The following is a 26399-nucleotide window of genomic DNA, read 5'->3' on the forward strand; positions in this document are numbered from 1 at the left end:
CGAATGGACGTATAAAGGGCCTTCTCTCTATTTATCATAGTGTAGAAGGCCCTTTTTAATGAGCTCAACAGAGAGAGAATTTTCGTAATTTAAAACTAAAGGAGCAAATTATGACTTACAATAGAAGATTATTCACTTCAGAATCTGTAACAGAGGGTCATCCTGACAAGATTGCGGATCAAGTATCAGATGCAATCTTAGACGAAATTTTAAAAGATGATCCTAATGCACGAGTAGCTTGTGAAACAACAGTAACAACAGGAATGGCGTTAATATCAGGTGAAATTTCAACAACAACTTATGTAGACATTCCTAAAGTAGTAAGAGAAACAATTAAAGAAATTGGGTATACGCGTGCGAAATATGGCTATGATAGCCAGACAATGGCTGTATTAACTGCCATTGATGAACAATCTCCTGATATTGCGCAGGGCGTAGACACGGCTTTAGAATATCGTGATGATGCGTCAGAAGAGGAAATTGAAGCAACTGGAGCAGGGGACCAAGGATTGATGTTTGGTTATGCAACGAATGAAACAGATACGTATATGCCGTTGCCTATATTTTTATCACATCAGTTGGCTAAACGCTTATCCGATGTACGTAAAGATGAAATATTAAAATATTTGCGTCCAGATGGTAAGGTTCAAGTTACAGTTGAATATGATGAACAGGATAAACCAGTGCGTATAGATACAATTGTTTTATCTACACAACATGCTGAAGATATTGAATTAGATCGAATTAAAGATGATATTAAAGCGCACGTGATTTATCCAACGGTTCCAGAAGCCTTATTAGATGAGCATACTAAATTTTATATCAATCCAACGGGCAGATTTGTAATTGGTGGTCCTCAAGGAGATGCAGGACTTACAGGTCGTAAAATTATCGTTGACACATACGGTGGTTACGCACGTCATGGTGGTGGATGCTTCAGTGGTAAAGATCCAACTAAAGTCGACCGTTCGGCTGCATATGCTGCACGTTACGTTGCTAAAAATATCGTAGCAGCACAACTGGCTGATAAATGTGAAGTGCAGTTAGCCTATGCAATAGGTGTAGCAGAACCAGTATCAATTTCAATTGATACATTTGGAACTGGAAAAGTAAGCGAATATGAATTAGTAGAAGCGGTTAGAACACATTTTGATTTAAGACCGGCAGGGATTATTAAAATGTTAGATTTAAAACATCCAATTTATAAACAAACAGCTGCATATGGCCATTTTGGACGAACAGATGTATTGTTACCATGGGAAAAATTAGATAAGGTCAACTTATTAAAAGATAGTGTTCAAGTTTAAACTAAGATAAAAACACTTATTTTTAATTTTACTATCGAATGATAAGCATATATCTATTATAATTAAGTTACTGAACACATAAAGGAGCGTTTTTGTTATGAATTCATTTGGACCAATAGAGATTGGTTTAATCGTGGCAATCGTTGTAGCAGTAATTTGTTTGATTTTATTTATTGTTGCATTAAGCAGTAAGAAAAAAGCGCAAGAACAAGTGAAAGCACAATACAAATCAAGAGAGCAACAACTTAACGATGAACATGAAGAAGAATTAGAAAAAGAAAGAATCGAAAATAAAAAAACAGTAACAAAGCAAAAAGAAGAATACACAGCTACGGTTAATTCAAAAGATAGAGAAATTGACGCATTGAAATTGTTTTCTAAAAATCAAAGTGAATATGTAACAGATATGAGATTGATTGGTATTCGCGAAAGACTTGTAAATGAAAAGAGAATTCGTCCAGAAGATATGCATATCATGGCAAATATCTTTTTACCTAGAAATGAATTTAGTGATGTTCAACGTATCAGTCATTTAGTCTTAACGCGTACAGGTTTATATATTATTGATTCACAATTATTAAAAGGGCATGTCTATAATGGTGTAAGTGCAGCACAATTTAAAGAGCAGCCGATGATGGAACAAGTATTTCATACATTAGATCTTGATAGACAAGTTCCTCAAACACTTGTCCTAGATCAAAATGATGATAAAGATAGCTTATCTTTTGTTAATTACACAACACATTTAGATGAAATTGAAAAACTAGCTGGTGATATCCAAACAGAATTAAACTTAAAATTCACACCTACAACGATTTTATATTTCAACCCTAAAAATGATGGTGATGTAACGATTACAAATTATGCGCAAAGCTCAAATTCAAAAGTGTTAGTTGGAGCAGAACAATTGGATGAATTCTTCAATAAATTTGTATTTCATGGTCGCATTCAATATAATGTGGAAGATTTACAACGTGTGATGGATGAAATCGAATCCTTTAATTAATGATATTGCACTATTTAATAAGAACTGTTGACAAGTGATTTGTATCCAGTTAAGTAAACAATTAAGTAATTGGAATTTATTATAGGCTGACTGCATACCTTTAGGTATGTAGCCAGCCATTTTTAATGTAATTCGAATTACATTAAAAATGGTTATATAATCGTTTATAACCATTTTCGCTAATTGTACAGTTTGAGATGTGAATTTTTATTTCCTTTATAAGCATTATTATTTATATTTTTGAGAATATTGATTAGTATAAATACTAACTTGACTAAAAGGGGAGTTTAACTTGGAAAATATTACATTTTATAATGGAAAAGAAATGCCTATTGTAGGTTTAGGAACATTTCGAGTAGAAAATAATGATGATTGTAAAGCATCTGTTAAGCATGCAATTGAAAGTGGTTATAGACATATTGATACGGCAATGATTTATGAAAATGAAGATAAAGTTGGAGAAGGTATTGCTGAAGGACTTGCTTCTACAGGACTTAAAAGAAGTGATCTATTTATTACATCGAAATTGTGGTTAGCTGATTATGGACGTAACAATGTTGCAGCTGCGTATGAAACGAGTTTGAACAAACTAAAATTAGAATATTTAGATTTATATTTAATGCATTGGCCAGGTACAGATGAAGCATTAATGATTGATACTTGGCAAGGTATGGAAGATCTTTATAAAGATGATAAAGTGAAAAATATTGGTGTGAGTAATTTTAATATCGAACATTTAGAAGCATTGTTAGCACAAGTTTCTATTAAACCAGTAATTAATCAGGTTGAATTTCATCCTTACCTAGTGCAAGCATCACTAAGAAGATATTTAGAAGTGCAAAATATTCATATGGAATCTTGGTCGCCTTTAATGAATGCACAAATCTTAGACGATGATACAGTTAAAGCGATTGCACAAGAAGTTAATAAATCACCGGCACAAGTGATTATAAGATGGAATATTGAACATGGCGTCGTTGTTATTCCTAAGTCTGTAACACCATCGAGAATTGAAGAAAATCTAAATATATTTGATTTTTCTCTTTCAGAAGACCACATTGAAAAGTTAGATAACCTTGATGAAAATCGTAGAATTGGTCCAGACCCAGCAGCATTTAATGGTCATTAATTGCAGAGAAAGTGCACGTCTTAAATTAATAAGGCGTGCACTTTTTATTGATGTGTGCAAAAGAATATAAGCATGATAGTTAATCCATATAATTAAAAAAATTGGTAACCCAAAAAACAAGCTCCGAAGGATATACCATATTGTAATAAGGAATAAAATATAAACAAACCGAGTTGTCTTGGCTGTAATAAAAACTTGACTAGTTCTGATGATAAAGTTGAGAAGGTAGTTAATCCACCGAGTATGCCAACAATTATAAATGGATTCATCCAGCTTAAATTAATAGCCATACCCATCAGTAAACCAATCACAAAGCTTCCTAACACATTCACAGTAAGTGTCGCAATTGGAAGTGTACTATTAAACTTTTGATTAAATACATTCGTGATAAATCCTCTAATTACTGCACCAATGCCGCCGCCTAACATAACCAGTATACAATTTATCATGAGGTTTTTTCCCCCAATCTAACTCCTATATAACACAGCAAGATACCAAAAATATAACTCGTTAGTGCATAAATAATGACTAAAAGTAATGCACCTTTCTCAAAATATTGTACTAGTTCAAATTGAAAGGTAGAAAAGGTTGTGAGTGCACCAAGGAATCCTGTTGTTACCCCTTTTTTAAGTAAAGGATTATTTTTAAAATACTTGATGGTTAATGTGCCAAGATAGCCCATTAAGAAAGCACCACATAAATTTGCAATAAAAGTACCCATAGGAATTTCTGAAGATGAATTTATAAATGATAATAAATATCTTAACAGAGCACCAAGAGCACCGCCTGCAAAAATAAATAAATATTGCATATTCATATACATCCTTTCATATAAAATAAAAACTGGAACACAATCAACATGTTCCAGTCGTGTTAATCTCATATTATTAGGTGTCGATTTAGCTGAACACACATGCTAGTACAACGCATGTAAGTCTTTGGCTTGTCACTGATACTTACATGGATAAGCTCTTAGTAAAAGCTTGCCTATTGCTTTTAAAAAATAATACCAAATGTGGATAGAGAAGCAATGATGTGAATAATTAGTACGACTAAGATAATATAGGGTAATATTTTGCTAGCTTTCCTAATCCAATCTGATTTGTCATGTAAATGTTTAATCGCTTTATCTGCAAATATAATGGAAATTATTAAAATAATAGCATTTATAATACTACATACAAATATTAATTTAATCATTGAGCTAAAATGCATGCTTAGTAGAGGGTTTCTAGTATTAAAATAAAAACTTATAATTACCAATAGACTAGATAAATAAAAATAAAGTTTTGAGCGTGCCATATTTACCTCCTAGAAGAATTCATTTAATAATAATACCATAAATTCAAGATTATTTAATGAAATTTACAATTTTATGTTATTTTCACAAATTTAAATATTGTAGATGTGGTTCAAAAACAACGATACAATGTTACACACACTGTATGGTTTTCCTATTTCATTTAGCCACGTTAAGCAAAAAGTTAGAATTTTTCTAACATTGATGGTATAAATAAATTGAATGGTTAATAGCCGTTAGAAATAATTCTTAATAGGATTATTTATTTAAGTCAGGAGGAATTTGAAATGGCAAAATTAAATGTTGAAGTGTTTGCAGATGGTGCAGATATTGAAGAAATGAAAGCAGCATATAAAAATAAACAGGTTGATGGTTTCACAACTAACCCAAGTTTAATGGCAAAAGCAGGTGTTACAGACTATAAAGCTTTCGCTGAAGAAGCTGTACGTGAAATTCCTGATGCTTCAATTTCGTTTGAAGTATTTGCAGATGATTTAGAAACAATGGCAAAAGAAGCTGAAATTTTAAAACAATATGGTGAAAATGTATTTGTTAAAATTCCAGTTGTAAACACTAAAGGTGAATCAACGATTTCTCTAATTAAAAAATTATCAGCAGAAAATGTTCGCTTAAATGTAACTGCTGTTTATACTTTAGATCAAGTTAAAGAAATTACTGATGCGGTAACAGAAGGCGTACCAACATATGTATCAGTATTTGCAGGTCGTATTGCAGACACTGGCGTAGATCCAGTACCATTGATGAAAGAAGCTGCAGAAGTAACACATAGTAAAGAAGGCGTTAAATTACTATGGGCAAGTTGTCGTGAAGTAATTAATGTCATCCAAGCAGATGAAGTAGGCGCAGATATTATCACATGTCCAGCAGATGTTGTTAAAAAAGTAAACAATAATCTTGGCCGTGATATTAATGAATTATCAGTAGATACTGTACAAGGATTCGCTAAAGACATCCAAAGTTCAGGCTTATCCATTCTATAATATTCCTTATAATTAGCAATGAAATTTTAAATTTAATAGCCAACATTGCCTTGTTTAGGCGATGTTGGCTATTTTTTTAACATATATTATAAAAATATAATAAATGAATGAATTTGGTCTGTTATACTTATATATAAAACTTTAAGCATGAATCAATCGAAAATTAAGTAATTTCATTTGAGCGTAGATAACATGCAGTTTGAATAGGAGAAAAAACAATGAAGGTACAACAGCCTAAAATAAATGCTATTCTAGAAAAGAAAAAGTTGACGGATGTATTCAATGAAGTTGATGATATTTTAGAGTTAGTAGAGATTAATCATTCGAATATGGTTGATCAAACTTTGGACAGATTATTGATATATGGTTCACGCATCAGTGATTGTAGTTTTTCTAATTCTGATTTAGGTCGCGTAGATTTTACGGATGTGATTTTTGAAAATTGTGATTTTTCCAATACTAAAATGGAACTAGGTTCGTTACAAAGGGTCGTTTTTAAAAACTGTCGTATGACTGGCACAGTATTAAAACAAATGCGACTGTGCCACATTTCTTTTAGTGAGATTAAAGCTGATTTTGTTAGTTTTATAGATACTAGAATGGAGACCTTGCGTTTTGAACATTGCAGCATGGAACATGGTGATTTTCACAAATCTGTAATAAAGCAAGCCATCTTTGATGATACAAACTTAAATCACGTATCAATTTACCAAACCCCATTAAAAGATTGTGATTTAAGCAATTCACATTTTGAATCTATTGTTGTTAGTAGAGAAGACTTGGAGGGGTGCAAAGTATCAAGAGAACAAGCTATTCAGTTTGCTACTTTAATGGGACTGGTTGTCGTAAACTAACCAACTTAAGTAAAAATATTTTCAATATTTATTGATTCATTAAGGTATTTCAATTAATATTTGATTGAGGTAGCGTATCGTGAAATTGCTAAAGGAGTAAAATTTAAATGAAAGTAAATATTTTTAAGCAAAAGGTAAAAAAGCAATTATGGTTTTTAAATAAAAAGGAAAAAAGTAAATTGAATGCAGTACTAGAAAATGTCACAAAACTGCATGGTGAAGAACATTTAAATCGACCTATTGCATTTTCTAATCAATTTTTAAAAGAATATGTGTTTAAAGAAAAGGTAGTATCCTCTACGCAATTATTTGCCTTATTATTAGGTATTTTATTTACATATATTCTGTTATTAGGTATATTCTTGTTTGGATTTATTACTAGTTTAACGTCTGTACAGTATTTTATAAAACCAGAGGTTCAATTATCGACATTGACAGTCATTTTGACTTTCATAGGTGCTATATTACTGATTATTGTCAGTTTGTATTTAATCAGAGTAGCTACAGGATACTTTACGAAAAAGCTATTAGAATATAAACACAATAAAACATTATAATGAACTGCTATTTGTTCAGAAGGCGAGAAAGTGTCAGGCTTTCTTGCCATTTTTTATGCACAAATATATAAGGAACATCGACAGTTATAAAAGTGGCATTTTCAAAATAAATAATGGTTTGTGTTTCTTTTGACTTTATACCAATTATCGTTAAAGCATTGATATAATATTGTATTGGAGATCTTTTGGGTTTAATTGGAAAGATAATTGCTTGTTGATTGATAGAAATGGGGATGTGCTTTCTTATTTTAAGCACTTCCTTAGCTTGTTTAGTTTGTATAGGTAAAGAGAGTTGGTTAACTTCTAGTATGTATTTTAATGTTTGATTTATGGAGGTAGGATAGATAAATTGATGTGTTGTATATTGGCATATCGTAAATAATTCTGGACCAATGACCGTTTTGAAATATAATAACTTAGTTAGATGATTCATAACATAACACCTCATTAATGTTTATAGTGAATTAAATATTTTGCTTGCACACGCTGTTGGTAATTTTTAACGGTTGAAACTGAGCAAGCTAAATGGTGAGCGATTTCTTTTTGCTTATAACCTTCTAGCTTTAACTGTAGCCATTGCTTCTCTCTCGAAGTTAGCTTGTCTTGAAATTGTCTATAAATGATTTCTGTATCAAGGGTAGAAGGTAGTGTTTGGAGTTTAGCGTCAATACTACAGGTTAATGGAACTTCGCAAATTTTATTTTGCTTTCGAAACAAATCGATTAAATAAAAATTTAAACGAGTATATAAGTAAGTATGAAAAGAAGGGGATTTTTGAGCATTATAGGTTTTTGATATTTCCCATAATTTTATAGTGAGTAATTGCATGTATTCATCATTATTGTACTTAATACGGTATTTTTTTAGTAGAAAATAAAGAATATATTTTGAATTCTGAAATTGTTGTTCAAAGTGCATTGGATTACTCCATTGTTGCATATACAACTTGAATTTCCGGATGTATCTATTTTATAAAGAGAAATAATAAATTTCATTTGCTAAATATGCTTAATAGGTGTTAAATAGAACACATAAGAGTAATAAATTTTAGGTTTTATAACATAAACGCGTATTCAGCATAGAGATATAACACTAAAAGATGTATTATTATCTTCGGACAATTAGTAGGAGGTTTATATGGACTACGCACATTTAAATTTGGAGCATTTTTTTGCTAAACATAATGATTTAGATATGATTAAAGATAAATCTGATTTTGTAATGATTAATAATTTAACAAATGAAATGATGTATCGTGATGGAGAAATAGAGGGGACGATTGACTTAAATCGTTATTATTATAAAAATAGATCACAAGCATCAAGCTTTATCATAATGGAATATAGTAAAAGTCAAGAGTAATGAAATTAAAATTTCATTACTTTTTTTATGAATATGTAACAACACTAAGATAAAATTGTGCGATTAACTATTTAGTGTTAAACTTTATTATCAGAAAGTCTCAAGTAGCATTGATACATAAATGGTAGGGACTTCTCATTCCTAATTATTACCTAAGAGGTGTGGAACATGACGAAGCATAAAAAAGGCTCAATTTTATCAATTATAAGTTTATTGATAATCTTAGGTGTAGCTGCAATTGTTGTATTTTCAATGATTTCAGATCAAATCTTTTTTAAAGAAGTAGATGAACAAGAAAAAGTTGAGAATTTAAAAGTATCTTTAGACAAAGCGTCTAAAAAACAGATAGATAACTACACAAGCCAACAAGTTTCAAGTAAAGATAACAAAACTTGGAGAGACGCATCATCAACTGAAATAAAATCTGCAATGGATAGTAGCGAATTTATTGAAAGTGATACACAAAAATATCAATTTTTAGAATTAGATAAATATCAAGGTATTGATCATAATAGAATCAAGCGTATGTTGATAGATAACCCAACATTGTTAGAGCATTCTGATGAATTTATAAAAGCTGCTAAAGACAAACATGTAAATGAAGTTTATTTAATTTCACATGCCTTGTTAGAAACTGGTTCTGCTAAAAGTGAATTGGCTAGTGGTGTTGAGATTGATGGTAAGAAGTATTATAATTTCTTTGGTGTAGGAGCGTTAGATGAAGATCCTATTGAAACTGGCTCTAAATACGCCAAGAAACATGGATGGGATACTCCACAGAAAGCAATAAGTGGTGGAGCCAACTTTATTCATGGGCATTTTTTATCTAATAAAGATCAAAATACACTTTATAGCATGAGATGGAATCCGAAAAATCCTGGTGAACATCAATATGCCACTGATATTAAATGGGCAGAAAGTAATGCTTCATTAATGGCACATTTTTATGAAGATATGAAAACAGAAGGTAAGTATTACAAATACTTTGTTTATAAAGATGATCACAAACATAAATAGTACTTAAAAACGCCTACAAAGGAGCTCTTTGTAGCTTTTTAAGTTATAACCATGCTGAGCAGAAAAGCATGCGAGTTATTTTTATACATCGAGGCTGTCACATTTTAGGTGATGTCTCCACGTATTATTTGAATTCTAATTGCTGTTTATTCCGCTTTATTTTTTTGCCCTATAAGGAGGAATAACATTAATGCAGATATAAAAACTTTTAATATAAATTTCATTATTTCAACTCCTAATCTATGATTAACACAATAACATGTCTAAGTTTAAAATTTAAATTAAACTAAGCATTATGAGTCAATAAACTTATCATTTTTCATCAAAGTAATGATGTTTCTTTAGAAAGTTTTTTGCTACAACGGCAGGTTCTTTACCTTGTCCATCTGCTTCATAATTTAACTTTTGCATTTGCTCTGTGGTGATTTTGCCTTCAAGCTTTTTAATTGCTTCTTTCAGCTCTGGTTGTTGTTTTATAACTTTGTTAGGAGCAACGGCGCTTGCGTCATAGGGTGGAAAGAAGTTTTTATCATCTTTTAGTACCACCAAATCATATGCTGCAATTCTACCATCTGTTGTGTATCCAAGTGCAACGTCTAACTTTTGATTTTTTAAAGCATCGTATACAAGACCAATCTGCATGGGTTTAATAGAGTTAAATCCAAAACCATAGTGTTCTTGGAAAGGTGCATAACCGTCACCGCCTCGCTTAATCCAAGTAGTATCAGTCCCAACATTAACTTGGTCTTTAACTTTTTCTAAATCTGAGATTGTATGCAGATCATATTTTTTGGCAGTTTCTTTAGTCACCATAAAAGCAAATGTATTTTCAAATCCGTAAGAATCAAAAAAAGTTTGATCAAATTTTTGATTAAATAATTTTTTAGTCAATTTCATTGCTTTATTAGGATCGGTTATTGGTTTCTGTTCAAGTACACCAACTAAGTCGGTACCTGTGTAGCGTGTGCTTGATACATCAGCGTCACCATTGATTAAGGCGTTATGTTGAATTGTTGCCGATCCCAAATTATTAATAATAGATCCATTAACTTTCCCGTTAGTATCATGTTCTATTAACTCTTTTAACATGTACGCCATAATTTGTGACTCACTTGTGGCTAGCGCAGAAATTTTTACAGAATTTTTAGATTGTCCGCCACCAAGTCCCGGTAAATCACAACTTGCTAAAAAAATTGAACTAACTAAAATCAAAATAACTAAATGTTTTAAATATTTCATTGTTTAACCCCTTATGTAAAATACAAAAATTAAATTTTTCATTATATTTAGATTAACACATTTAATCACACATTATAACTCACCTCGAAAAACAACTGTAAGGCATTAATGTATAATGTGAGATAAATCATTGGTATAATAATGTTAAATAATTTTAGTTAGGATGTGTAACATGAGAATTGCCATCATCGGAATGGGTACAGCAGGAGTCAGTTTGTTAAAAGAGTTAGTAAAGAATAAACACTTTTCTGAATTACAAATTGACGTATATGATAACCCTAAAAACATGGGACAAGGCGTTCCATTTCAAAACGATAGTGACCAGTTATTAATTAACTTACCAGCAAAAGATATGTCTTTAAATTTAGATAATGCACAAGAATTTTATGAATGGTATGAAAAGCAATCAACATTTAAATTCTCTCATCCGAAATATCTACCAAGATTTATTTTTGGACATTATATGAAGGATTATTTACAACAATTTTTAACTAAATATAATAATATCCAACAGATTAGAGAAGAAGTTGCTGAGGTATTTATTGAGTCAGATGTTGGTCAGACAGAGGTTAAATATAATGTGTGCATATCTAAAGATATGCACAATCGAAAAGTATATGACGTGGTATTTTTAGCTATCGGAACATTATCATATCACGATCCATATCATTTGAAAGGTACAGTTGGCTATATTCAAACACCATATCCGACTTATAACACACTAGATCATGTTGAGGATACGGATAGAATATCGATTATAGGTACGGGCCTAGCAAGTTTGGATGTAATACGCTACGTAACTGCACATCATCCCAATTTGCCTATTACAGTTACTAGTCGTAAAGGTCGTTTGCCTAGTGTTAGGGGAGAAATGCCTGAAATTGAATTTAAATATTTAACACCTGAGAATTTTAACGCAATTAAAGCAAAGCACTTCGGTAATGTGCCTTTAGATGAAGCGATGAGTCTATTTATGAAGGATTGTGCACTTTATGAAATTCCTGTTGAAACCCTTGTTCATCGAAGACAAAATGATCCAATATTAGATTTGACTTATGATTTAGAGCATTCAGAAGTACTAGGAAGATTTCAAAGTATTCTAGAGTTAACTAAGGAAAATTTAAATTGGATATGGAACAGTTTCAGTCGATCAGATCAAAAACGTTTTTTATCAAATTATCAAAGTATTTTAAAAGAAAACTCCAATCCTATGCCGCCTCAAACGGCGCAATTACTTATTGAACATATTAAAAATGGCTTAATAAAAATCGAGAAAGACTTAGAAACAGTTACACACCACGATAGTGAATTTCACCTTAAATTCAAAGACGGTTCAGTGCAAAAGTGTGATATCGTGATTAATGCTACGGGTTCGAAAACTCATCTTTCAGACCTTGATAGTGACGATCAACTTGTATTGAATTTAGAAGATAGACAAGTAGTACAAGGACATCCACTTGGAGGTATCCAAATTGTCGCTGAAACGAATCAAATTATTAGCCCAAGATATGGCACACTTAAAAATATGTATGCGTTAGGCCAGTTAACAAATGGTATTAACCAATCGAGAAATGGTGTAATGATGATTGTTAGACAAGCGGTTAGTGTAGTCAATCACCTGTTTGAGACAAATAGATAAGTGTGTTTATTAAGATTACAAGGCATTTTGAACTATGATGAGACAACTTTGTAATTTACTTTTGATATATACGTATGTGAAATAGGTTTAACTTCAATTCAATTTTATTAATGTTAATGTATTGAAATTTTAGAAATAAAGCCGACTTAGATAATAAGAATTGTCATTTCATTAAAAATGTAGTACGATGATTTTGTAACTAAATTTCAGTTACATGACTCAATCATCAAATAACAATTTCATAAATATTCTTTCGGGGCAGGGTGAAATTCCCAACCGGCAGTAAATTAAGCCTGCGACCTGCATTTATATTTTAAATGTGGCTGATCTAGTGAGATTCTAGAGCCGACAGTAAAGTCTGGATGGGAGAAAGAATGAAGTATAACAAAATGACACTTTTAAGTGTTTATTTGGCATACCCTTATTTTAAAAATTTGGATAAGTGTGTTTAATTCTGCTAATAACGTTATATCAATATATCCCACACCTGAAATAATTTTCAGGTGTTTTTTTATTATATAGAGGTGATGAGATGAGTCAATATTTAAATTATGCTATACAACTCGCAAAAATGGTTGAAGGACAAACAGGTAAAAATCCTCCAGTTGGTGCTGTAGTGGTAAATGATGGCCGTATCGTGGGTATTGGCGCACATTTAAAAAAGGGCGATAAACATGCTGAAGTACAAGCATTGGATATGGCACAAGAACATGCAAAAGGCGGAACAATATATATTTCGTTAGAGCCGTGTACACATTTTGGTTCAACCCCGCCTTGTGTCAATAAAATTATCGATGCAGGTATTGAAACGGTTATTTATGCTGTTAAGGATACAACATTACCTTCAAACGGTGATGAAATCTTACAGCAAGCAGGTATACGTGTTGAATTTCGACACCAACCGGATGCGGAAGAATTATATAAATACTTTTTTATTACCAAAAGGCAATCCGTGCCAATCGTTTCCGTCAAAGTGGCTTGTAGTTTAGACGGGAAACAGGCAACTGATGCGGGAAAAAGCAAATGGATTACGAATAAAGCTGTGAAAAAAGATGTATTTCAATTACGACATCAACATGACGCGGTACTTACTGGAAGTGGTACATTAAATGCCGATAATCCACAATATACAACGCGAATTGAAGAAGGAAAAAATCCAATTAAAGTGATATTAGCTAACAGTGGAAACTTAAATTTTGATTTAGATATCTTTAAAAATACTAATACGCCCATTTGGATTTATACACAAAATGAAAAATTATCATCAAACATTGAACAAGTTAAAATAATACATCTTGAAAATTGTTCGATTGAAAATATTGTGAAAGATTTATATCAAAAAGGAATCGGAAGATTGTTAGTAGAAGCAGGACCAACAATTACATCTGAATTTCTCCTATCTAATTATACAAACGAACTAGTTATATATTACGCCCCGAAAATAATAGGTGGTTCAGGCGATTATCAATTTTTCCATACGGATCATATTTTTGATTTGTCTGAGGTACCTCAATTTGAAATTGTTAATTCTCAAATGCTTGAGCAAAATATTAAATTAGAATTACGAAAGAAGTGATTAAACATGTTTACTGGAATTGTTGAGGAAATAGGTACAATAAAAAAAATATCAACACAACAGTCTGTAGTTAACTTGAATATTGAATGTCAAAGCATTTTATCAGATATGCATTTAGGCGATTCAATTAGTGTTAATGGGGCATGTTTAACAGTGGTAGCATATGATGAACATAGCTTTTCAGTGCAAGTTATAAAAGGAACTGAAAATAAAACGTATTTAAATCAATTAAGCCAATCTGCGGAAGTTAATTTAGAAAGAGCAATGAGTGGTCAAGGACGCTTTGGAGGTCATTTTGTACTTGGCCATGTGGATGAAGTAGCAAAAATAACACGTATCCAATCTTCCGATAATTCAAAAATAGTGACTATTCAACCATCAATGAAACTAATTAAGCAAATGGTTAGTCAAGGATCAATAACAGTTGATGGTGTGAGTTTAACGATATTCCAATTGAAAAATTCAGAGTTCGATATACATCTTATTCCTGAGACGAGAAAGTCGACAATACTAAATCTAAAACGTGTTGGAGATCCAGTTCATTTAGAAACGGATATGTTATTTAAATACGTGGAGAAAATTATAAAAAATGACGAGACTGAATTAACATCAGATAAGCTTAAAGCATTTGGATTTTAAGGAGGGCTAATATGCAATTAGATAGTATTGATACAGCGCTTGAAGCACTTAAAAATGGCGATAGTATCATTGTGGTAGATGATGAAAATAGAGAAAATGAAGGCGATTTAGTAGCTGTTACAGAATGGATGAACGACAATACAGTTAATTTTATGGCAACATATGGAAAAGGTTTAATTTGTGCACCTATTAGTAAAGGAATCGCTGAAAAATTGAATCTTAATCCCATGGTGACAAATAATTCGGATGTTTATGGTACACAATTTACAGTAAGTGTTGACCATATTCAAACGACAACTGGTATCAGTGCAGGTGAAAGAACGTTAACTGCTAGAGCGTTGATAGATGCACAATCAAAAGATACAGACTTTAACAGACCAGGTCATCTTTTCCCTTTAATTGCACAAGATAATGGGGTGTTAGCAAGACGTGGTCATACAGAAGCCTCTGTAGATTTAGCTAAACTAACTGGCGCCAAGCCTGCAGCATTAATTTGTGAAATTATGAATGAAGATGGGACTATGGCAAAAGGTGAATCGTTAGAAGCATTTAAAGAAGCTCATGAGCTAGTTATGATTTCCATTGAAGATTTGGAAGCATATCGTAAATCTTCAAGTTCAATAATAGAAGCAAAGGCGAAAGTTAAGATGCCTACTGAATATGGCGACTTTGATATGTATGGATTTACCACAGAAAATAGAAATGAAGAAATTGTAGTCATTGCTAATGGTGATATTAAAAAAACAGAAAATGTACGCATCCATTCAGCATGTTTGACCGGCGATATTTTCCATAGCCAACGCTGTGACTGTGGTGAACAGCTGTCAGCATCAATGAAATATATTTCAGAACATGGTGGCATAATATTATATTTACCTCAAGAAGGCAGAGGTATTGGATTAATCAATAAACTGAAAGCATATGAGTTGATTGAGCAAGGATATGATACAGTTTCAGCAAATATTGCATTAGGCTTCGAAGAAGATTTAAGGGATTATCAACAAGCAGCACAAATATTAAAATATTTTGGTGTTGAAAGCGTTAATTTATTAAGTAATAATCCTAAAAAATTTGAAAGTTTAGAAACATATGGGATTCATATTTCTACCCGAATTGAGCTCGTAGTTCCAACTAACCCATACAATCAAGATTATATGGATACAAAAAAAGAAAAAATGGGTCACTTAATATAGGAGGTAATTTAAAATGAATTTTGAAGGTAAATTAATAGGTTCAGACTTAAGAATTGCAATTGTAGTAAGTAGGTTTAATGACTTCATTACAAACCGCTTATTAGATGGTGCGAAGGATACTTTGATTAGACATGAAGTAGCTGAAGAGAATATTGATGTTGCATATGTTCCTGGCGCATTTGAGATTCCTTTAGTAGCAAAAAAATTGGCTAAAAAAGAAGATTATGATGCTGTCATTACTTTAGGATGTGTTATTAGAGGTTCGACTTCTCACTACGATTATGTTTGTAACGAGGTAGCAAAAGGCGTTTCAAAAGCCAATGATGTTACGGACACACCAGTTATATTTGGCATTCTAACAACTGAAAATATTGAACAAGCGGTTGAGCGTGCTGGTACAAAAGCAGGTAATAAAGGTTCAGAAGCAGCAGTTAGTGCTATAGAAATGGCTAATTTATTAAGAGAGATATAACGTCAGACTAGATTACTAAAAAATAATTTTCAAAAGAGGGAGCCAGAGACTTTAAGTCTTTGGCTCCCTCTTAATTGTTGTGAGCATTGGAATAAGCTTATTCAAGGCTTTTAAAAAAATCATTTTTGACCAATCATAAGCCCAACGTAATGTATTAATAAAAGAAATTACTTATCACTCAGTGTCTTATATAGTGAATTCTGAATCGACTAATTCTTTAGTTTACGATATAGTAGCAATCCTGCAGTTATCACACCAGTGAATACACCAGTAATAACTCCAGCCTTTTTAAGAACATCTGGTTTTAAAACTTCCTTAAACATCAAATTTAAATTTTGAGGTCTTTCGGCTAATCTTCTCATAAAGTAACTGAACCAATCGTCACCATAAGGAACATAAATACAGAAATTATTTCCTTCACGTGCAAGTTGCTCAGCTAAGTCAGAACGGAAACCATACAACATTTGAAATTCATATCTATCCTTATCAATTTTATTATTTTTAATAAATTGTTTAATTTGCGTAATAATGTAGTCATCATGTGTGGCAATAGAGGTCACATTTTTTGCATTCAACAATCTTTTTTCAATTAAGCGTATGTAGTTTTCGTCAATTTCTTCTTTTGTTTGATAGGCGATAACATTATTTTCTTTATATGCACCTTTTACCATACGAAGTCTTAGTTCTGGATATTTATCGATTAGTGCATCTGCTTTATATAAATATGCTTGAATGACAGTACCTACATTTTTGAATTCTCCCTTTAATCGATCCAATACTTGAGTTATATCAAATAAGCTATCATATTTTTCAGTATCGATATTAATATGCATATTATCAAATTCAGTAGCTTTCAATAATATTTCACGCAAGTTACGGTAAGCAAGGTCTATATCAAATTCTGATCCTAGCTGACTTATTTTAACTGACATGTGTCCATCTAGGTTATGATTATAAATAGCATACATCACTTCTAAAATTTGATCTTTTGCTTGAATTGCTTCACCCTCAGTTACAACAAATTCTCCAAGACAATCCACTGTGACAGTGATCCCCTTGTTGTTTAAACGTTCAATTGTGTCTAGCAAGGACTTAATCGTATTACCTGCAACGACTTTATTAGCACCGAACATTGGGCCAATTTCCTTGGCAGTCTTATTAAGAAACGAATTATTTGATAATCCGATAAAAAAATCTTTCACAATTGGCATATTAATTCCTCCTATTCCGCTTATAGCTATGTTTCTATAATAGTGTAGCATGAATCTAATAGTAATGAAATCGTTTACAATAAAATATATTACACTTTAAATTATAAAATACACTCTTCTGATATGTATTGAACAGAAAATGGAAATGATTGTGGTAAATAAATTTAGTTTTTATACACAATTAATATGTTTAAAATGGAAAAAGGATAGCGTATTTTGATACAATGAGCGTAATGAATATAAAGTAGAAGGGGAAGTATGGATTATGTGGAAATGGGAAACCGAAAATGAAGCTAAAGGTGTCGTTGTAATTGCACATAACATGCTTGAACACACAGGAAGATATGCATATGTGATTACGATGCTTCGCCGAAATGGATATCATGTTATCATGGGGGATTTGCCAGGCCAAGGTCAAACATCACGTTCAAATAAAGGGCAAATTGAAAATTTCGATGTTTATCATGAACATATACTTGAGTGGATCAGAATTGCAAATGAATATAAAATACCAACCTATGTCTTAGGCGTAGGCCTTGGAGGTTTGATTACCTTAAATTTATTGGAAAAAGTAGATGTGCCGATTGAAGGTTTGATGTTACTATCGCCACTATTAGAATTTAAGAAAACTAATAAGTCCAGAAAAGATAAAATTATATCGAATATAGGAAAAATGGCCAAAGATACTAGATTTAAAGTGGGTATAACCGTTGAAGACTTAACAAGAAATGACGAAGTCATAGAAGAAACTAATAAAGATCAATTAATGTTAAGTAAAGTAACATACCACTGGTATAAACAAATCATTGAGATTATGAAAGAAACTGTTAATCACTTGAAAGATGTGAAATCATTGCCATTATTATTAATGTACGGTACAGAGGATAAAGTCGCAGATATTAGTGCAATGAATTTAATCAAAGAAAAAATAATTACGGAAGAACTTTATTTCAAGGCGTGGAAAGGTTTATATCATGAAATTCATAATGAACCTGAACGTGATGAAGTAATGCGCTATATTTTAGCCTTTTTAAACAATAGCGCAAGCAATAATGGGTTTATTGTGCATGATGAAAATGAAGTTTCATAGTATTTAACGTGCAGTATACTGTGGTTTTAGTAGCTTTATAGTGTTACATAAATTTAACTTAACAATATTTCTAGGAACGATTGATAGGTATAAGCGGTGAAATCTTATTCAGTTACATCATTGAATAAGATTTCACCGCTTTTTATAGTTATTTAATAAAAGGATTACTATAGAACAAAATTTTATATAGTGCGTTACAAATAACTATTGCAAATATCAAAAAAGATTGATATATTGTACTTGTGAAATAAATCACAATATTAACAAGATAAATTATTAATGTGAGGAGCGTTCAATGATGGAATATATAAAAGGTAATAAAGTTGTTTTAATCGGTGATGGCGCTGTTGGTTCAAGTTATGCATTTGCGCTAGTTGCTCAAGGCGTGGCAGATGAACTGATAATTATAGATTTAGATGAAGCTAAAGTAAAAGGTGATGTTATGGATTTAAACCATGCAGCACCTTATGGTGGTTCACCTGTTAAAGTTAAAGCTGGTTCATATAAAGATTGCCATAATGCTGATTTAGTAGTGATAACAGCTGGAGCAGCTCAAAAACCAGGCGAGACAAGATTAGACTTAATTGAAAAAAATACGAAAATATTTAAATCAATCGTTTCAGAAGTTATGGAATCAGGATTTAATGGCATATTTTTAGTTGCTACAAATCCTGTGGATGTACTAACTTATGTAACTCAACAAGTATCTGGATTACCTAAAGAAAAAGTAATTGGTTCAGGAACAATTTTAGACACAGCTCGCTTTAAATATGAATTGGCTGAAGAATTTGGTGTTTCCGATAGAAGTGTTCACGGTCAAATCATTGGGGAACACGGAGATTCAGAATTAGCAGTTTGGTCTCAAGCGAATATTGCAGGTCAACCGTTATATCAATTATTAAAAGATAATCCTGAAAAGCAACATAGAATTGAAGAAATATTTATAAATACTCGGGATGCAGCATATGACATCATTCAAGCAAAAGGTGCCACATATTATGGTATCGCTATGGGATTAGTTCATATTACAAAAGCAATATTAAATAACCAAAATGTAGTGCTAACGGTGTCAAGTTATTTAGAAGGCGAATATGGACAAAAAGGTGTATATATCGGCGTTCCAACAAAAATCAACAGACAAGGTGCCGTACAAGTATTTGAAATCCCATTAAGCGAAGAAGAGAAAAAATTATTTAACAATTCTGTAAATATTTTGCAAGAAATGCAAAATAAAATATCTCATTTAATTGCATAATTCATAGTTTAATTTTAAACTGTATATAAGATTAATTTTATTAAAAATTCTAATATTTATTCAGTGTAGAATTTATTTAACATTGAGTGATGAATTTTTTTAATTAATTTTACATGTTTAAACTTTATACTATGATTGGGGGATTACGCTATGGGGAAGGCATTTACTGAAAAAGTGGATGGTGTTTTGCAATTAGAGTCAGTGTTAAAAGATATTGAAGATATCTTTGGCAAAGTTCAAAAGCAATACAAAATGTCCAAAGAGGAAATTTTAATTCTTCTAACGCTTTGGAAAGAAGGGTCAATGACATTAAAAGAAATGGATGACTTTGTACACATTAAATCTTATAAACGTACTAGAACATATAATGATTTAGTTGAAAAAGCATGGATTATTAAAGAAAGACCACAGAATGATGAACGTACAGTTATTATCCATTTTAATGAAGATTTAAAGGACCAAAGGGAAAGTCTTTTAAACTTTTTTAAAGAAGAAATTGATGTCAAAGCTTCTACAATTCAAAACAGTCTTAAATCTATCTTAAATATTTAGTGAATTATGGAACCAACAGTGTTTGTTACACGACGGTTCAAGCTGCTAATGAGGTTTCAATACTTTGTTGGCAGCTTTTTTATATTTCAAATGTCGGCAAATATAAATGTCATTTTATATCCCGAATCAATTGCAATTACGGTTGCTAACATACACCTGGATTTTAACTTTATAATTATAGAATTTTTTGTGTAATATCGAAGCATTTACAGTAGCTACATGTTTATGAATAATGTTAGTTATTGTTGCTAGACGCCACCAGAAATCCTACTAGCTAATGCTCGTGGAAAGTACGCTTAAAAAAACGACACATAAAATCTGAAAGTTTGTCGACAAGTTTAAATAAGCCCAGTGACTCAATGTCATGGGCTTATTTGAAAAATTTATAAATTATCTCTTTTCTATAGCACAGATAAAAGGTGGATTATTTTGCTGATTAATAAATTGATACTTTAAAATATGTGCTTTATTTTGGTCAAAATTTTGTAAATGTTCTAGTATTGAGTCCCGCTCAATTTTACCTTCATCATGTCCATGATAAATAACAAGAATGATAATACCTTCTGGTGATAATATATCAAAAATTGCATCAATGGCATGAATTGTACTGTCAGCTTGAGTAACAATTGTTTTATCACCTTTAGGCAAATATCCTAAATTGAAAATGGCGGCATCAATATTTCCGTGTTGGTCAGTAGGTATATAGGATTTTATACGTTCATGACTATCTTGAATGATTGAAATATGATTGAAGTCTTTGGTTTTTAATTGGGTCTGTTCGATGGCTGCTTCTTGAATATCAAAGGCATATATTTTTCCATTTGGAATTTGTTGAGCAAGGAAATATGTGTCATTTCCGTTGCCGCAAGTAGCATCGATAACGATACTTTCATTTGTTGTGTGTTGTTGAATTAACGATCTGGCAAAAGGAAGTATACGTTCTAATTTCATGATTTAACTTTACTTTCAAAATATTTGCCTTGGTAAGATTCTCTACGTGCTAGCTCATCATCTATTTCATTGAGTACTTCCCACTTATTGACGCTCCACATTGGTCCAACCATTAAATCTATAGGTCCATCTCCAGTAATTCTATGGACAATCATTTCTTGTGGAATGATTTCTAACTGATCACATACTAATTTAGTATATTCATCCTGTGACATAAATTCAAGTAAGCCTTTATCATATTGTTTAACCATTGGCGTACCTTTTAATAGATGTAATAAGTGTATTTTTATACCTTGCACATCCATTTGAGCGACTTCTCGTGCAGTTTCCATCATCATATTATAATCTTCACCAGGTAACCCATTGATGATATGCGTACAAATATTAATATTATGCTTACGTAGTTTAGCAATTCCTTCATAATATGTTTTCATGTCGTGTGCACGATTGATTAAATCAGATGTTTCTTGATGTATAGTTTGTAGTCCTAATTCAACCCATAAATAAGTACGTTCATTTAATTCAGCTAAATATTCGACGACGTCATCTGGCAAACAGTCTGGACGTGTGCCTATAGATAACCCAACAACACCTGGCTCTTTTAGTGCCGTTTCATATTTTTCACGTAATACTTCTACAGGTGCATGTGTGTTGGTGAATGCTTGGAAATAGGCAATGTATTGACCATCATGCCATTTTTCATGCATTCTATCTTTTATTTCTTTAAATTGTACATCGATTGGATCAACGCGGTCACCCGCAAAGTCACCACTACCTGCTGCTGAACAGAATGTACAACCACCATGTGCAACAGTGCCATCTCTGTTTGGACAATCGAAGCCACCATCAATAGCTACTTTAAATATCTTTTGTCCAAATTTATTTTTTAAATGATAATTCCATGTGTGATACCTTTTATTTTCGAATGCGTAAGGGAAAAATTGTCCCATATAACATTTTCCTTTCTAAATTCATTCTAGTTAAAGATTTTAACATATTTTAATGATATAGTGTTTAGAGTAAAATAAGAAATTTTAATTTAGAAAGGAGCTTAATGTTATGAATATGCCTAAATCAGTGTGGTGGCTAGTTATTGGTATGGCATTAAATATCACAGGCTCAAGTTTCTTATGGCCATTAAATACAATATATATGAATGAACAATTGGATAAAAGTCTAACAATTGCAGGGTTAGTATTAATGATTAATTCATTTGGTATGGTCATCGGTAATTTATTAGGAGGAAATTTATTTGATAAATTAGGTGGCTATAAAACCATTATGATTGGGACAGTGATTTGTATGATGAGTACGACACTGCTCAATTTCTTTCATGGATGGCCTTGGTATGCAATATGGCTCGTAGCATTAGGCTTTGGTGGGGGAATGATAGTTCCTGCTATTTATGCATTGGCAGGAGCTGTTTGGCCACAAGGCGGGCGCCAAACGTTCAACGCAATTTATTTAGCACAAAATTTAGGTGTAGCAATAGGGGCAGCATCAGGTGGTTTTGTAGCTGAATTAAGTTTTAATTATATTTTTATAGCAAATTTATTAATGTATGTCGCATTTGCCATTGTAGCTGTTACACAGTTTAATATTAAATTAGACTTAAAAGTGAAACATACGGATGCGATGAGTCTTTTATCGAAAGAATATAGGACGCAATTCATTGCACTCACACTACTGTGTATTATGTTCAGTATTTGTTGGGTCGCTTATATTCAATGGGAAAGTACGATTGCTTCATTTACCCAAGAAATTAATATTTCTATGAGTCAGTACAGTCTTTTGTGGACTGTGAATGGCATTATGATTTTAGTTGCACAACCATTAATATTACCTGTCATTAGATTGCTCAAAGGAAATTTAAAATATCAGATGCTTGTTGGGATTGTTATATTTATAATTTCTTTTTTCGTAACAAGTTTTGCCGAACAATTTTCAATTTTTATGGTAGGTATGATTATACTTACTTTAGGAGAAATGTTTGTATGGCCGGCGGTGCCAACAATAGCAAATCAATTAGCACCTAAAGGGAAAGAAGGCTCTTTCCAAGGATACGTTAACTCTGCTGCCACTGTAGGTAAAGCATTCGGACCTTTAATTGGTGGTATCGTTGTAGATTCGTTCAATATGCAAGCGATGTTTTTAAGTATGATTATATTACTCATTATAGCACTAGTGTTTCTGCAAATTTATGATAAAAAATTATCTAAAGACACATAATAGCCATGAAAAGCGAACTGGAAATGAACTCCAGTTCGCTTTGTAATTTATGTAAAAGTAAATTTATAGGTAAAATCAATTATATATTAGCCATAACGTACATTCCTGTTAAATCAGGTTTTACTCTTGAAATAAATTGATATTTCAAATATTATTAGTAATGTATAGGAGTAGTAGCTTTATAACTCATCTGCAGAGAGCTAGGGGTGGTGGAACCTAGTGCTGAGTCTAAAGTGAACTTACCAGGACTTAAAGATAATTAATGACATCTCTTACTATTAAATTAAAATGAGTGCACATTTAATGTGAAATAGGGTGGTACCGCGGCGAAAGTCGTCCCTTTGGTTTTCAATAATAGTTTGAGGTGTTTTTTTATTGAATAGGAGGAAAAGTAGTGAACTACAATCATAATGAAATTGAAAAGAAATGGCAGGATTATTGGGAAACATATAAAACATTTAAAACAAGTGATAATTTAGGACAAAAGAAATTTTATGCTTTAGATATGTTTCCATATCCTTCAGGTGCAGGATTACATGTAGGACACCCGGAAGGATATACTGCTACAGATATCATTTCACGTTATAAACGTATGCAGGGATATAATGTATTGCATCCAATGGGTTGGGATGCATTTGGCTTACCAGCCGAACAATATGCATTAGATACAGGTAACGATCCTAGAGCATTTACTAAAGAAAACATTCAGACTTTCAAACGTCAAATTAAAGAACTTGGTTTTAGTTATGATTGGGATAGAGAAGTGAATACGACGGATCCTGAATACTATAAATGGACGCAATGGATATTCATACAATTATATAATAAAGGTTTAGCCTATGTTGATGAAGTAGCAGTGAACTGGTGTCCAGCTTTAGGAACTGTATTATCAAATGAAGAAGTCATTGATGGCGTGTCAGAACGTGGAGGACATCCCGTTTATAGACGTCCGATGAAACAGTGGGTATTAAAAATCACTGAATATGCAGATAGATTGTTAGAAGATTTAGATGAGTTAGACTGGCCAGAATCATTGAAAGATATGCAACGAAACTGGATAGGTCGTTCTGAAGGTGCATCAGTATCATTTGATGTAAAAGATTACGATGCGCAAATTGATGTGTTTACAACGCGTGCAGATACGATATATGGTGCTTCATTCTTAGTACTTAGTCCTGAACATGAACTGGTAAATATGATTACGACTAAAGATAATAAAGAAGCAGTAGAAGACTATCAAAAAGAAGCGGCTAAAAAATCTGACTTAGAACGTACTGGTTTAGCCAAAGAAAAATCAGGTGTATTTACTGGTGCATACGCTACAAATCCATTATCAGGACAACAAGTGCCAATTTGGATTGCAGATTATGTGTTATCTACTTATGGTACTGGTGCAGTAATGGCTGTACCTAGTGGTGATCAACGGGATTATGAATTTGCTAAAACTTTTGATTTACCAATCATAGAGGTCATTAAAGGTGGCGATATAACCGTTGAAGCATACACTGGCGATGGTCCACATATCAATTCTGGTGAATTGAATGGTTTATATAATGAAGCAGCGATTGAAAAAGCGATTGAATTATTAGAAAGTAAACATGCTGGTACTAGAAAAGTAAACTACAAATTGAGAGATTGGTTGTTTAGTAGACAAAGATATTGGGGTGAACCTATTCCTGTAATTCATTGGGAAGATGGTTCAATGACGACGGTTCCTGAAGATGAATTGCCATTACTGTTACCAGAAACTGATGAAATTAAACCATCAGGTACAGGAGAATCACCACTTGCTAATATTGATGAATTTGTCAATGTGGTTGATGAAGCAACTGGTATGAAGGGACGTCGTGAAACTAATACAATGCCTCAATGGGCAGGTAGTTGTTGGTACTATTTAAGATATATTGACCCAGATAATGAGCAAATGCTTGCTGATCCTGAAAAATTAAAACATTGGTTACCAGTAGATTTATATATTGGCGGTGTAGAACATGCAGTATTACACTTGTTGTATGCAAGATTCTGGCATAAAGTATTATTCGATTTAGGTGTCGTACCAACGAAAGAGCCTTTCCAAAAATTATTTAACCAAGGTATGATATTAGGTGAAGGTAATGAAAAAATGAGTAAATCTAAAGGCAATGTAATAAATCCTGATGATATTGTGAAATCTCATGGTGCTGACACGTTGCGATTATATGAAATGTTTATGGGACCACTTGATGCAGCAATTGCATGGAGTGAAAATGGCTTAGATGGCTCAAGACGTTTCTTAGATAGAATTTGGCGCTTATTAATTACAGAAGATGGTTCAATTTCAAACAAAGTGGTAAACCAACATAGTAAGACTTTAGATAAAAGTTATCATCAAACTGTGAAAAAAGTTACAGAAGATTTTAATTCTTTAAACTTTAACACTGCAATAAGTCAACTTATGGTGTTTATTAATGATTGCTATAAAGCAGAAGAAATTTATAAACCATACATTGAAGGGTTTATTAAAATGTTGGCTCCAATTGCTCCGCATATTTCAGAAGAATTGTGGTCACGTTTAGGACATGAGGAAACAATAACGTATCAACCTTGGCCATCTTATGATGAATCATTATTAGTTGATGACGAGATTGAAATCGTTGTACAAGTTAATGGTAAGGTACGTGCTAAAATTAATGTATTGAAAGACATTACAAAGGAAGACATGGAACAAATAGCACTTGATAATGAAAACGTTAAATCCGAAATAGTTGGCAAAGATATTAAAAAAGTCATTGCGGTTCCAAAAAAACTTGTTAATATTGTAGCCAAATAAAACTAGGGGGA

The 26399-nt window shown here is 32.1% G+C and carries 27 protein-coding genes, 1 riboswitch and 1 other annotated feature; of the genes, 18 read left to right on the forward strand and 9 right to left on the reverse strand.

The window, feature by feature from the left end:
* Positions 1 to 110: 110 nt before the first annotated feature.
* The 3 genes from metK (at position 111) to BTJ66_RS00715 (ending at position 3442) form a co-directional block, all read left to right on the forward strand.
* On the forward strand, positions 111 to 1307 hold the full coding sequence (gene metK, locus BTJ66_RS00705; RefSeq protein ID WP_099089081.1) for a methionine adenosyltransferase: 1197 nt from the start codon (positions 111 to 113) through the stop codon (positions 1305 to 1307).
* A 97-nt stretch (positions 1308 to 1404) separates the two neighbouring features.
* Positions 1405 to 2313: a nuclease-related domain-containing protein gene (locus BTJ66_RS00710; RefSeq protein WP_099089082.1), complete on the forward strand. Its 909-nt coding sequence runs from the start codon at positions 1405 to 1407 to the stop codon at positions 2311 to 2313.
* A 292-nt stretch (positions 2314 to 2605) separates the two neighbouring features.
* Positions 2606 to 3442, forward strand: coding sequence for an aldo/keto reductase (locus BTJ66_RS00715; protein ID WP_099089083.1), 837 nt, complete (start codon positions 2606 to 2608; stop codon positions 3440 to 3442).
* A gap of 92 nt (positions 3443 to 3534) precedes the next feature.
* On the opposite strand, the gene BTJ66_RS00720 is transcribed toward BTJ66_RS00715, so the two are convergent.
* The 3 genes from BTJ66_RS00720 to BTJ66_RS00730 form a co-directional block, all read right to left on the reverse strand.
* The gene (locus tag BTJ66_RS00720) at positions 3535 to 3891 is read right to left on the reverse strand and encodes a fluoride efflux transporter FluC (RefSeq protein ID WP_099089084.1); all 357 of its coding nucleotides are present in this window, start codon (positions 3889 to 3891) and stop codon (positions 3535 to 3537) included.
* Complete coding sequence (gene crcB / locus BTJ66_RS00725; protein WP_099089085.1) at positions 3888 to 4253, reverse strand: fluoride efflux transporter CrcB; 366 nt, start codon at positions 4251 to 4253, stop codon at positions 3888 to 3890. The genes BTJ66_RS00720 and crcB overlap by 4 nt, the downstream gene beginning before the upstream one ends.
* A gap of 185 nt (positions 4254 to 4438) precedes the next feature.
* The gene (locus tag BTJ66_RS00730) at positions 4439 to 4744 is read right to left on the reverse strand and encodes a hypothetical protein (RefSeq protein WP_099089086.1); all 306 of its coding nucleotides are present in this window, start codon (positions 4742 to 4744) and stop codon (positions 4439 to 4441) included.
* Between the two features lie 285 nt (positions 4745 to 5029).
* Between BTJ66_RS00730 and BTJ66_RS00735 the strand changes: the two genes are divergently transcribed.
* The 3 genes from BTJ66_RS00735 (at position 5030) to BTJ66_RS00745 (ending at position 7154) form a co-directional block, all read left to right on the forward strand.
* Complete coding sequence (locus tag BTJ66_RS00735) at positions 5030 to 5743, forward strand: transaldolase (RefSeq protein WP_099089087.1); 714 nt, start codon at positions 5030 to 5032, stop codon at positions 5741 to 5743.
* A gap of 218 nt (positions 5744 to 5961) precedes the next feature.
* The gene (locus tag BTJ66_RS00740) at positions 5962 to 6597 is read left to right on the forward strand and encodes a pentapeptide repeat-containing protein (RefSeq protein WP_099089088.1); all 636 of its coding nucleotides are present in this window, start codon (positions 5962 to 5964) and stop codon (positions 6595 to 6597) included.
* Between the two features lie 107 nt (positions 6598 to 6704).
* Positions 6705 to 7154, forward strand: coding sequence for a hypothetical protein (locus BTJ66_RS00745; protein ID WP_099089089.1), 450 nt, complete (start codon positions 6705 to 6707; stop codon positions 7152 to 7154).
* 7 nt (positions 7155 to 7161) lie between these two features.
* Here BTJ66_RS00745 and BTJ66_RS00750 read toward each other — a convergent pair whose 3' ends face one another.
* Both BTJ66_RS00750 and BTJ66_RS00755 read right to left on the reverse strand, forming a co-directional pair.
* Positions 7162 to 7587 (reverse strand): competence protein ComK, encoded by a 426-nt coding sequence (locus tag BTJ66_RS00750; protein ID WP_099089090.1) that lies wholly within the window; start codon positions 7585 to 7587, stop codon positions 7162 to 7164.
* A gap of 14 nt (positions 7588 to 7601) precedes the next feature.
* Positions 7602 to 8072: a sigma-70 family RNA polymerase sigma factor gene (locus tag BTJ66_RS00755; RefSeq protein ID WP_099089091.1), complete on the reverse strand. Its 471-nt coding sequence runs from the start codon at positions 8070 to 8072 to the stop codon at positions 7602 to 7604.
* Positions 8073 to 8291: 219 nt separating this feature from the next.
* Here BTJ66_RS00755 and BTJ66_RS00760 point away from each other — a divergent pair, with 219 nt between their 5' ends.
* A complete protein-coding gene (locus tag BTJ66_RS00760) occupies positions 8292 to 8516 on the forward strand; it encodes a hypothetical protein (protein ID WP_099089092.1) in 225 nt (74 codons plus the stop codon).
* A 168-nt stretch (positions 8517 to 8684) separates the two neighbouring features.
* Positions 8685 to 9533 carry a peptidoglycan release complex glucosaminidase SagB gene (sagB, locus tag BTJ66_RS00765; protein WP_099089093.1) on the forward strand — a complete coding sequence of 283 codons (849 nt, stop codon included), beginning with the start codon at positions 8685 to 8687 and terminating at the stop codon, positions 9531 to 9533.
* Between the two features lie 312 nt (positions 9534 to 9845).
* Here the strand turns inward: sagB and BTJ66_RS00770 are convergent, their stop codons facing one another.
* Positions 9846 to 10772: an osmoprotectant ABC transporter substrate-binding protein gene (locus tag BTJ66_RS00770; protein ID WP_099089094.1), complete on the reverse strand. Its 927-nt coding sequence runs from the start codon at positions 10770 to 10772 to the stop codon at positions 9846 to 9848.
* Positions 10773 to 10944: 172 nt separating this feature from the next.
* On the opposite strand from BTJ66_RS00770, the gene BTJ66_RS00775 reads away from it, so the two are divergent.
* The 5 genes from BTJ66_RS00775 to ribH all read left to right on the forward strand — a co-directional run bounded on the left by BTJ66_RS00775 (position 10945) and on the right by ribH (position 16291).
* Positions 10945 to 12411: an FAD/NAD(P)-binding protein gene (locus tag BTJ66_RS00775; protein ID WP_099089095.1), complete on the forward strand. Its 1467-nt coding sequence runs from the start codon at positions 10945 to 10947 to the stop codon at positions 12409 to 12411.
* A 245-nt stretch (positions 12412 to 12656) separates the two neighbouring features.
* Positions 12657 to 12789: riboswitch (FMN riboswitch) on the forward strand.
* A gap of 154 nt (positions 12790 to 12943) precedes the next feature.
* A complete protein-coding gene (ribD, locus tag BTJ66_RS00780; protein WP_099089096.1) occupies positions 12944 to 13987 on the forward strand; it encodes a bifunctional diaminohydroxyphosphoribosylaminopyrimidine deaminase/5-amino-6-(5-phosphoribosylamino)uracil reductase RibD in 1044 nt (347 codons plus the stop codon).
* A 6-nt stretch (positions 13988 to 13993) separates the two neighbouring features.
* Positions 13994 to 14626, forward strand: a complete 633-nt coding sequence (locus BTJ66_RS00785; RefSeq protein WP_099089097.1) for a riboflavin synthase — start codon at positions 13994 to 13996, stop codon at positions 14624 to 14626.
* Between the two features lie 11 nt (positions 14627 to 14637).
* A complete protein-coding gene (gene ribA, locus BTJ66_RS00790; RefSeq protein WP_099089098.1) occupies positions 14638 to 15819 on the forward strand; it encodes a GTP cyclohydrolase II in 1182 nt (393 codons plus the stop codon).
* Between the two features lie 13 nt (positions 15820 to 15832).
* Positions 15833 to 16291: a 6,7-dimethyl-8-ribityllumazine synthase gene (ribH, locus tag BTJ66_RS00795; RefSeq protein ID WP_099089099.1), complete on the forward strand. Its 459-nt coding sequence runs from the start codon at positions 15833 to 15835 to the stop codon at positions 16289 to 16291.
* Positions 16292 to 16500: 209 nt separating this feature from the next.
* Here the strand turns inward: ribH and BTJ66_RS00800 are convergent, their stop codons facing one another.
* On the reverse strand, positions 16501 to 17502 hold the full coding sequence (locus BTJ66_RS00800; RefSeq protein ID WP_099089100.1) for a proline dehydrogenase family protein: 1002 nt from the start codon (positions 17500 to 17502) through the stop codon (positions 16501 to 16503).
* Positions 17503 to 17767: 265 nt separating this feature from the next.
* Here BTJ66_RS00800 and BTJ66_RS00805 point away from each other — a divergent pair, with 265 nt between their 5' ends.
* From BTJ66_RS00805 to BTJ66_RS00815, 3 genes are all read left to right on the forward strand, one after another.
* Positions 17768 to 18592, forward strand: coding sequence for an alpha/beta hydrolase (locus BTJ66_RS00805; RefSeq protein ID WP_099089101.1), 825 nt, complete (start codon positions 17768 to 17770; stop codon positions 18590 to 18592).
* Between the two features lie 298 nt (positions 18593 to 18890).
* A complete protein-coding gene (locus tag BTJ66_RS00810; RefSeq protein ID WP_099089102.1) occupies positions 18891 to 19847 on the forward strand; it encodes an L-lactate dehydrogenase in 957 nt (318 codons plus the stop codon).
* 150 nt (positions 19848 to 19997) lie between these two features.
* On the forward strand, positions 19998 to 20399 hold the full coding sequence (locus BTJ66_RS00815; protein ID WP_099089103.1) for a transcriptional regulator, SarA/Rot family: 402 nt from the start codon (positions 19998 to 20000) through the stop codon (positions 20397 to 20399).
* Positions 20400 to 20789: 390 nt separating this feature from the next.
* Here BTJ66_RS00815 and mnmM read toward each other — a convergent pair whose 3' ends face one another.
* On the reverse strand, positions 20790 to 21350 hold the full coding sequence (mnmM, locus tag BTJ66_RS00820) for a tRNA 5-(aminomethyl)-2-thiouridylate-methyltransferase MnmM (RefSeq protein ID WP_099089104.1): 561 nt from the start codon (positions 21348 to 21350) through the stop codon (positions 20790 to 20792).
* The gene (mnmL, locus tag BTJ66_RS00825; RefSeq protein WP_099089105.1) at positions 21347 to 22300 is read right to left on the reverse strand and encodes a tRNA modification radical SAM protein MnmL/YtqA; all 954 of its coding nucleotides are present in this window, start codon (positions 22298 to 22300) and stop codon (positions 21347 to 21349) included. The genes mnmM and mnmL overlap by 4 nt, the downstream gene beginning before the upstream one ends.
* Before the next feature lie 109 nt (positions 22301 to 22409).
* Here mnmL and BTJ66_RS00830 point away from each other — a divergent pair, with 109 nt between their 5' ends.
* Positions 22410 to 23579: an MDR family MFS transporter gene (locus BTJ66_RS00830; protein ID WP_099089106.1), complete on the forward strand. Its 1170-nt coding sequence runs from the start codon at positions 22410 to 22412 to the stop codon at positions 23577 to 23579.
* 151 nt (positions 23580 to 23730) lie between these two features.
* Positions 23731 to 23923 (forward strand) — a binding site (T-box leader).
* 50 nt (positions 23924 to 23973) lie between these two features.
* Positions 23974 to 26388 carry a leucine--tRNA ligase gene (gene leuS / locus BTJ66_RS00835; RefSeq protein ID WP_099089107.1) on the forward strand — a complete coding sequence of 805 codons (2415 nt, stop codon included), beginning with the start codon at positions 23974 to 23976 and terminating at the stop codon, positions 26386 to 26388.
* Positions 26389 to 26399 lie beyond the last annotated feature (11 nt).

The sequence above is a fragment of the Staphylococcus edaphicus genome, assembly GCF_002614725.1.
Taxonomy (GTDB): domain Bacteria; phylum Bacillota; class Bacilli; order Staphylococcales; family Staphylococcaceae; genus Staphylococcus; species Staphylococcus edaphicus.

Coding starts and splice junctions, on each gene's coding strand:
- metK (WP_099089081.1), top strand. CDS start 111: ATGACTTACAATAGAAGATTATTCACTTCAGAATCTGTAACAGAGGGT.
- BTJ66_RS00710 (WP_099089082.1), top strand. CDS start 1,405: ATGAATTCATTTGGACCAATAGAGATTGGTTTAATCGTGGCAATCGTT.
- BTJ66_RS00720 (WP_099089084.1), bottom strand. CDS start 3,891: ATGATAAATTGTATACTGGTTATGTTAGGCGGCGGCATTGGTGCAGTA.
- crcB (WP_099089085.1), bottom strand. CDS start 4,253: ATGCAATATTTATTTATTTTTGCAGGCGGTGCTCTTGGTGCTCTGTTA.
- BTJ66_RS00730 (WP_099089086.1), bottom strand. CDS start 4,744: ATGGCACGCTCAAAACTTTATTTTTATTTATCTAGTCTATTGGTAATT.
- BTJ66_RS00735 (WP_099089087.1), top strand. CDS start 5,030: ATGGCAAAATTAAATGTTGAAGTGTTTGCAGATGGTGCAGATATTGAA.
- BTJ66_RS00740 (WP_099089088.1), top strand. CDS start 5,962: ATGAAGGTACAACAGCCTAAAATAAATGCTATTCTAGAAAAGAAAAAG.
- BTJ66_RS00745 (WP_099089089.1), top strand. CDS start 6,705: ATGAAAGTAAATATTTTTAAGCAAAAGGTAAAAAAGCAATTATGGTTT.
- BTJ66_RS00750 (WP_099089090.1), bottom strand. CDS start 7,587: ATGAATCATCTAACTAAGTTATTATATTTCAAAACGGTCATTGGTCCA.
- BTJ66_RS00755 (WP_099089091.1), bottom strand. CDS start 8,072: ATGCACTTTGAACAACAATTTCAGAATTCAAAATATATTCTTTATTTT.
- BTJ66_RS00760 (WP_099089092.1), top strand. CDS start 8,292: ATGGACTACGCACATTTAAATTTGGAGCATTTTTTTGCTAAACATAAT.
- sagB (WP_099089093.1), top strand. CDS start 8,685: ATGACGAAGCATAAAAAAGGCTCAATTTTATCAATTATAAGTTTATTG.
- BTJ66_RS00770 (WP_099089094.1), bottom strand. CDS start 10,772: ATGAAATATTTAAAACATTTAGTTATTTTGATTTTAGTTAGTTCAATT.
- BTJ66_RS00775 (WP_099089095.1), top strand. CDS start 10,945: ATGAGAATTGCCATCATCGGAATGGGTACAGCAGGAGTCAGTTTGTTA.
- ribD (WP_099089096.1), top strand. CDS start 12,944: ATGAGTCAATATTTAAATTATGCTATACAACTCGCAAAAATGGTTGAA.
- BTJ66_RS00785 (WP_099089097.1), top strand. CDS start 13,994: ATGTTTACTGGAATTGTTGAGGAAATAGGTACAATAAAAAAAATATCA.
- ribA (WP_099089098.1), top strand. CDS start 14,638: ATGCAATTAGATAGTATTGATACAGCGCTTGAAGCACTTAAAAATGGC.
- ribH (WP_099089099.1), top strand. CDS start 15,833: ATGAATTTTGAAGGTAAATTAATAGGTTCAGACTTAAGAATTGCAATT.
- BTJ66_RS00800 (WP_099089100.1), bottom strand. CDS start 17,502: ATGCCAATTGTGAAAGATTTTTTTATCGGATTATCAAATAATTCGTTT.
- BTJ66_RS00805 (WP_099089101.1), top strand. CDS start 17,768: ATGTGGAAATGGGAAACCGAAAATGAAGCTAAAGGTGTCGTTGTAATT.
- BTJ66_RS00810 (WP_099089102.1), top strand. CDS start 18,891: ATGGAATATATAAAAGGTAATAAAGTTGTTTTAATCGGTGATGGCGCT.
- BTJ66_RS00815 (WP_099089103.1), top strand. CDS start 19,998: ATGGGGAAGGCATTTACTGAAAAAGTGGATGGTGTTTTGCAATTAGAG.
- mnmM (WP_099089104.1), bottom strand. CDS start 21,350: ATGAAATTAGAACGTATACTTCCTTTTGCCAGATCGTTAATTCAACAA.
- mnmL (WP_099089105.1), bottom strand. CDS start 22,300: ATGGGACAATTTTTCCCTTACGCATTCGAAAATAAAAGGTATCACACA.
- BTJ66_RS00830 (WP_099089106.1), top strand. CDS start 22,410: ATGAATATGCCTAAATCAGTGTGGTGGCTAGTTATTGGTATGGCATTA.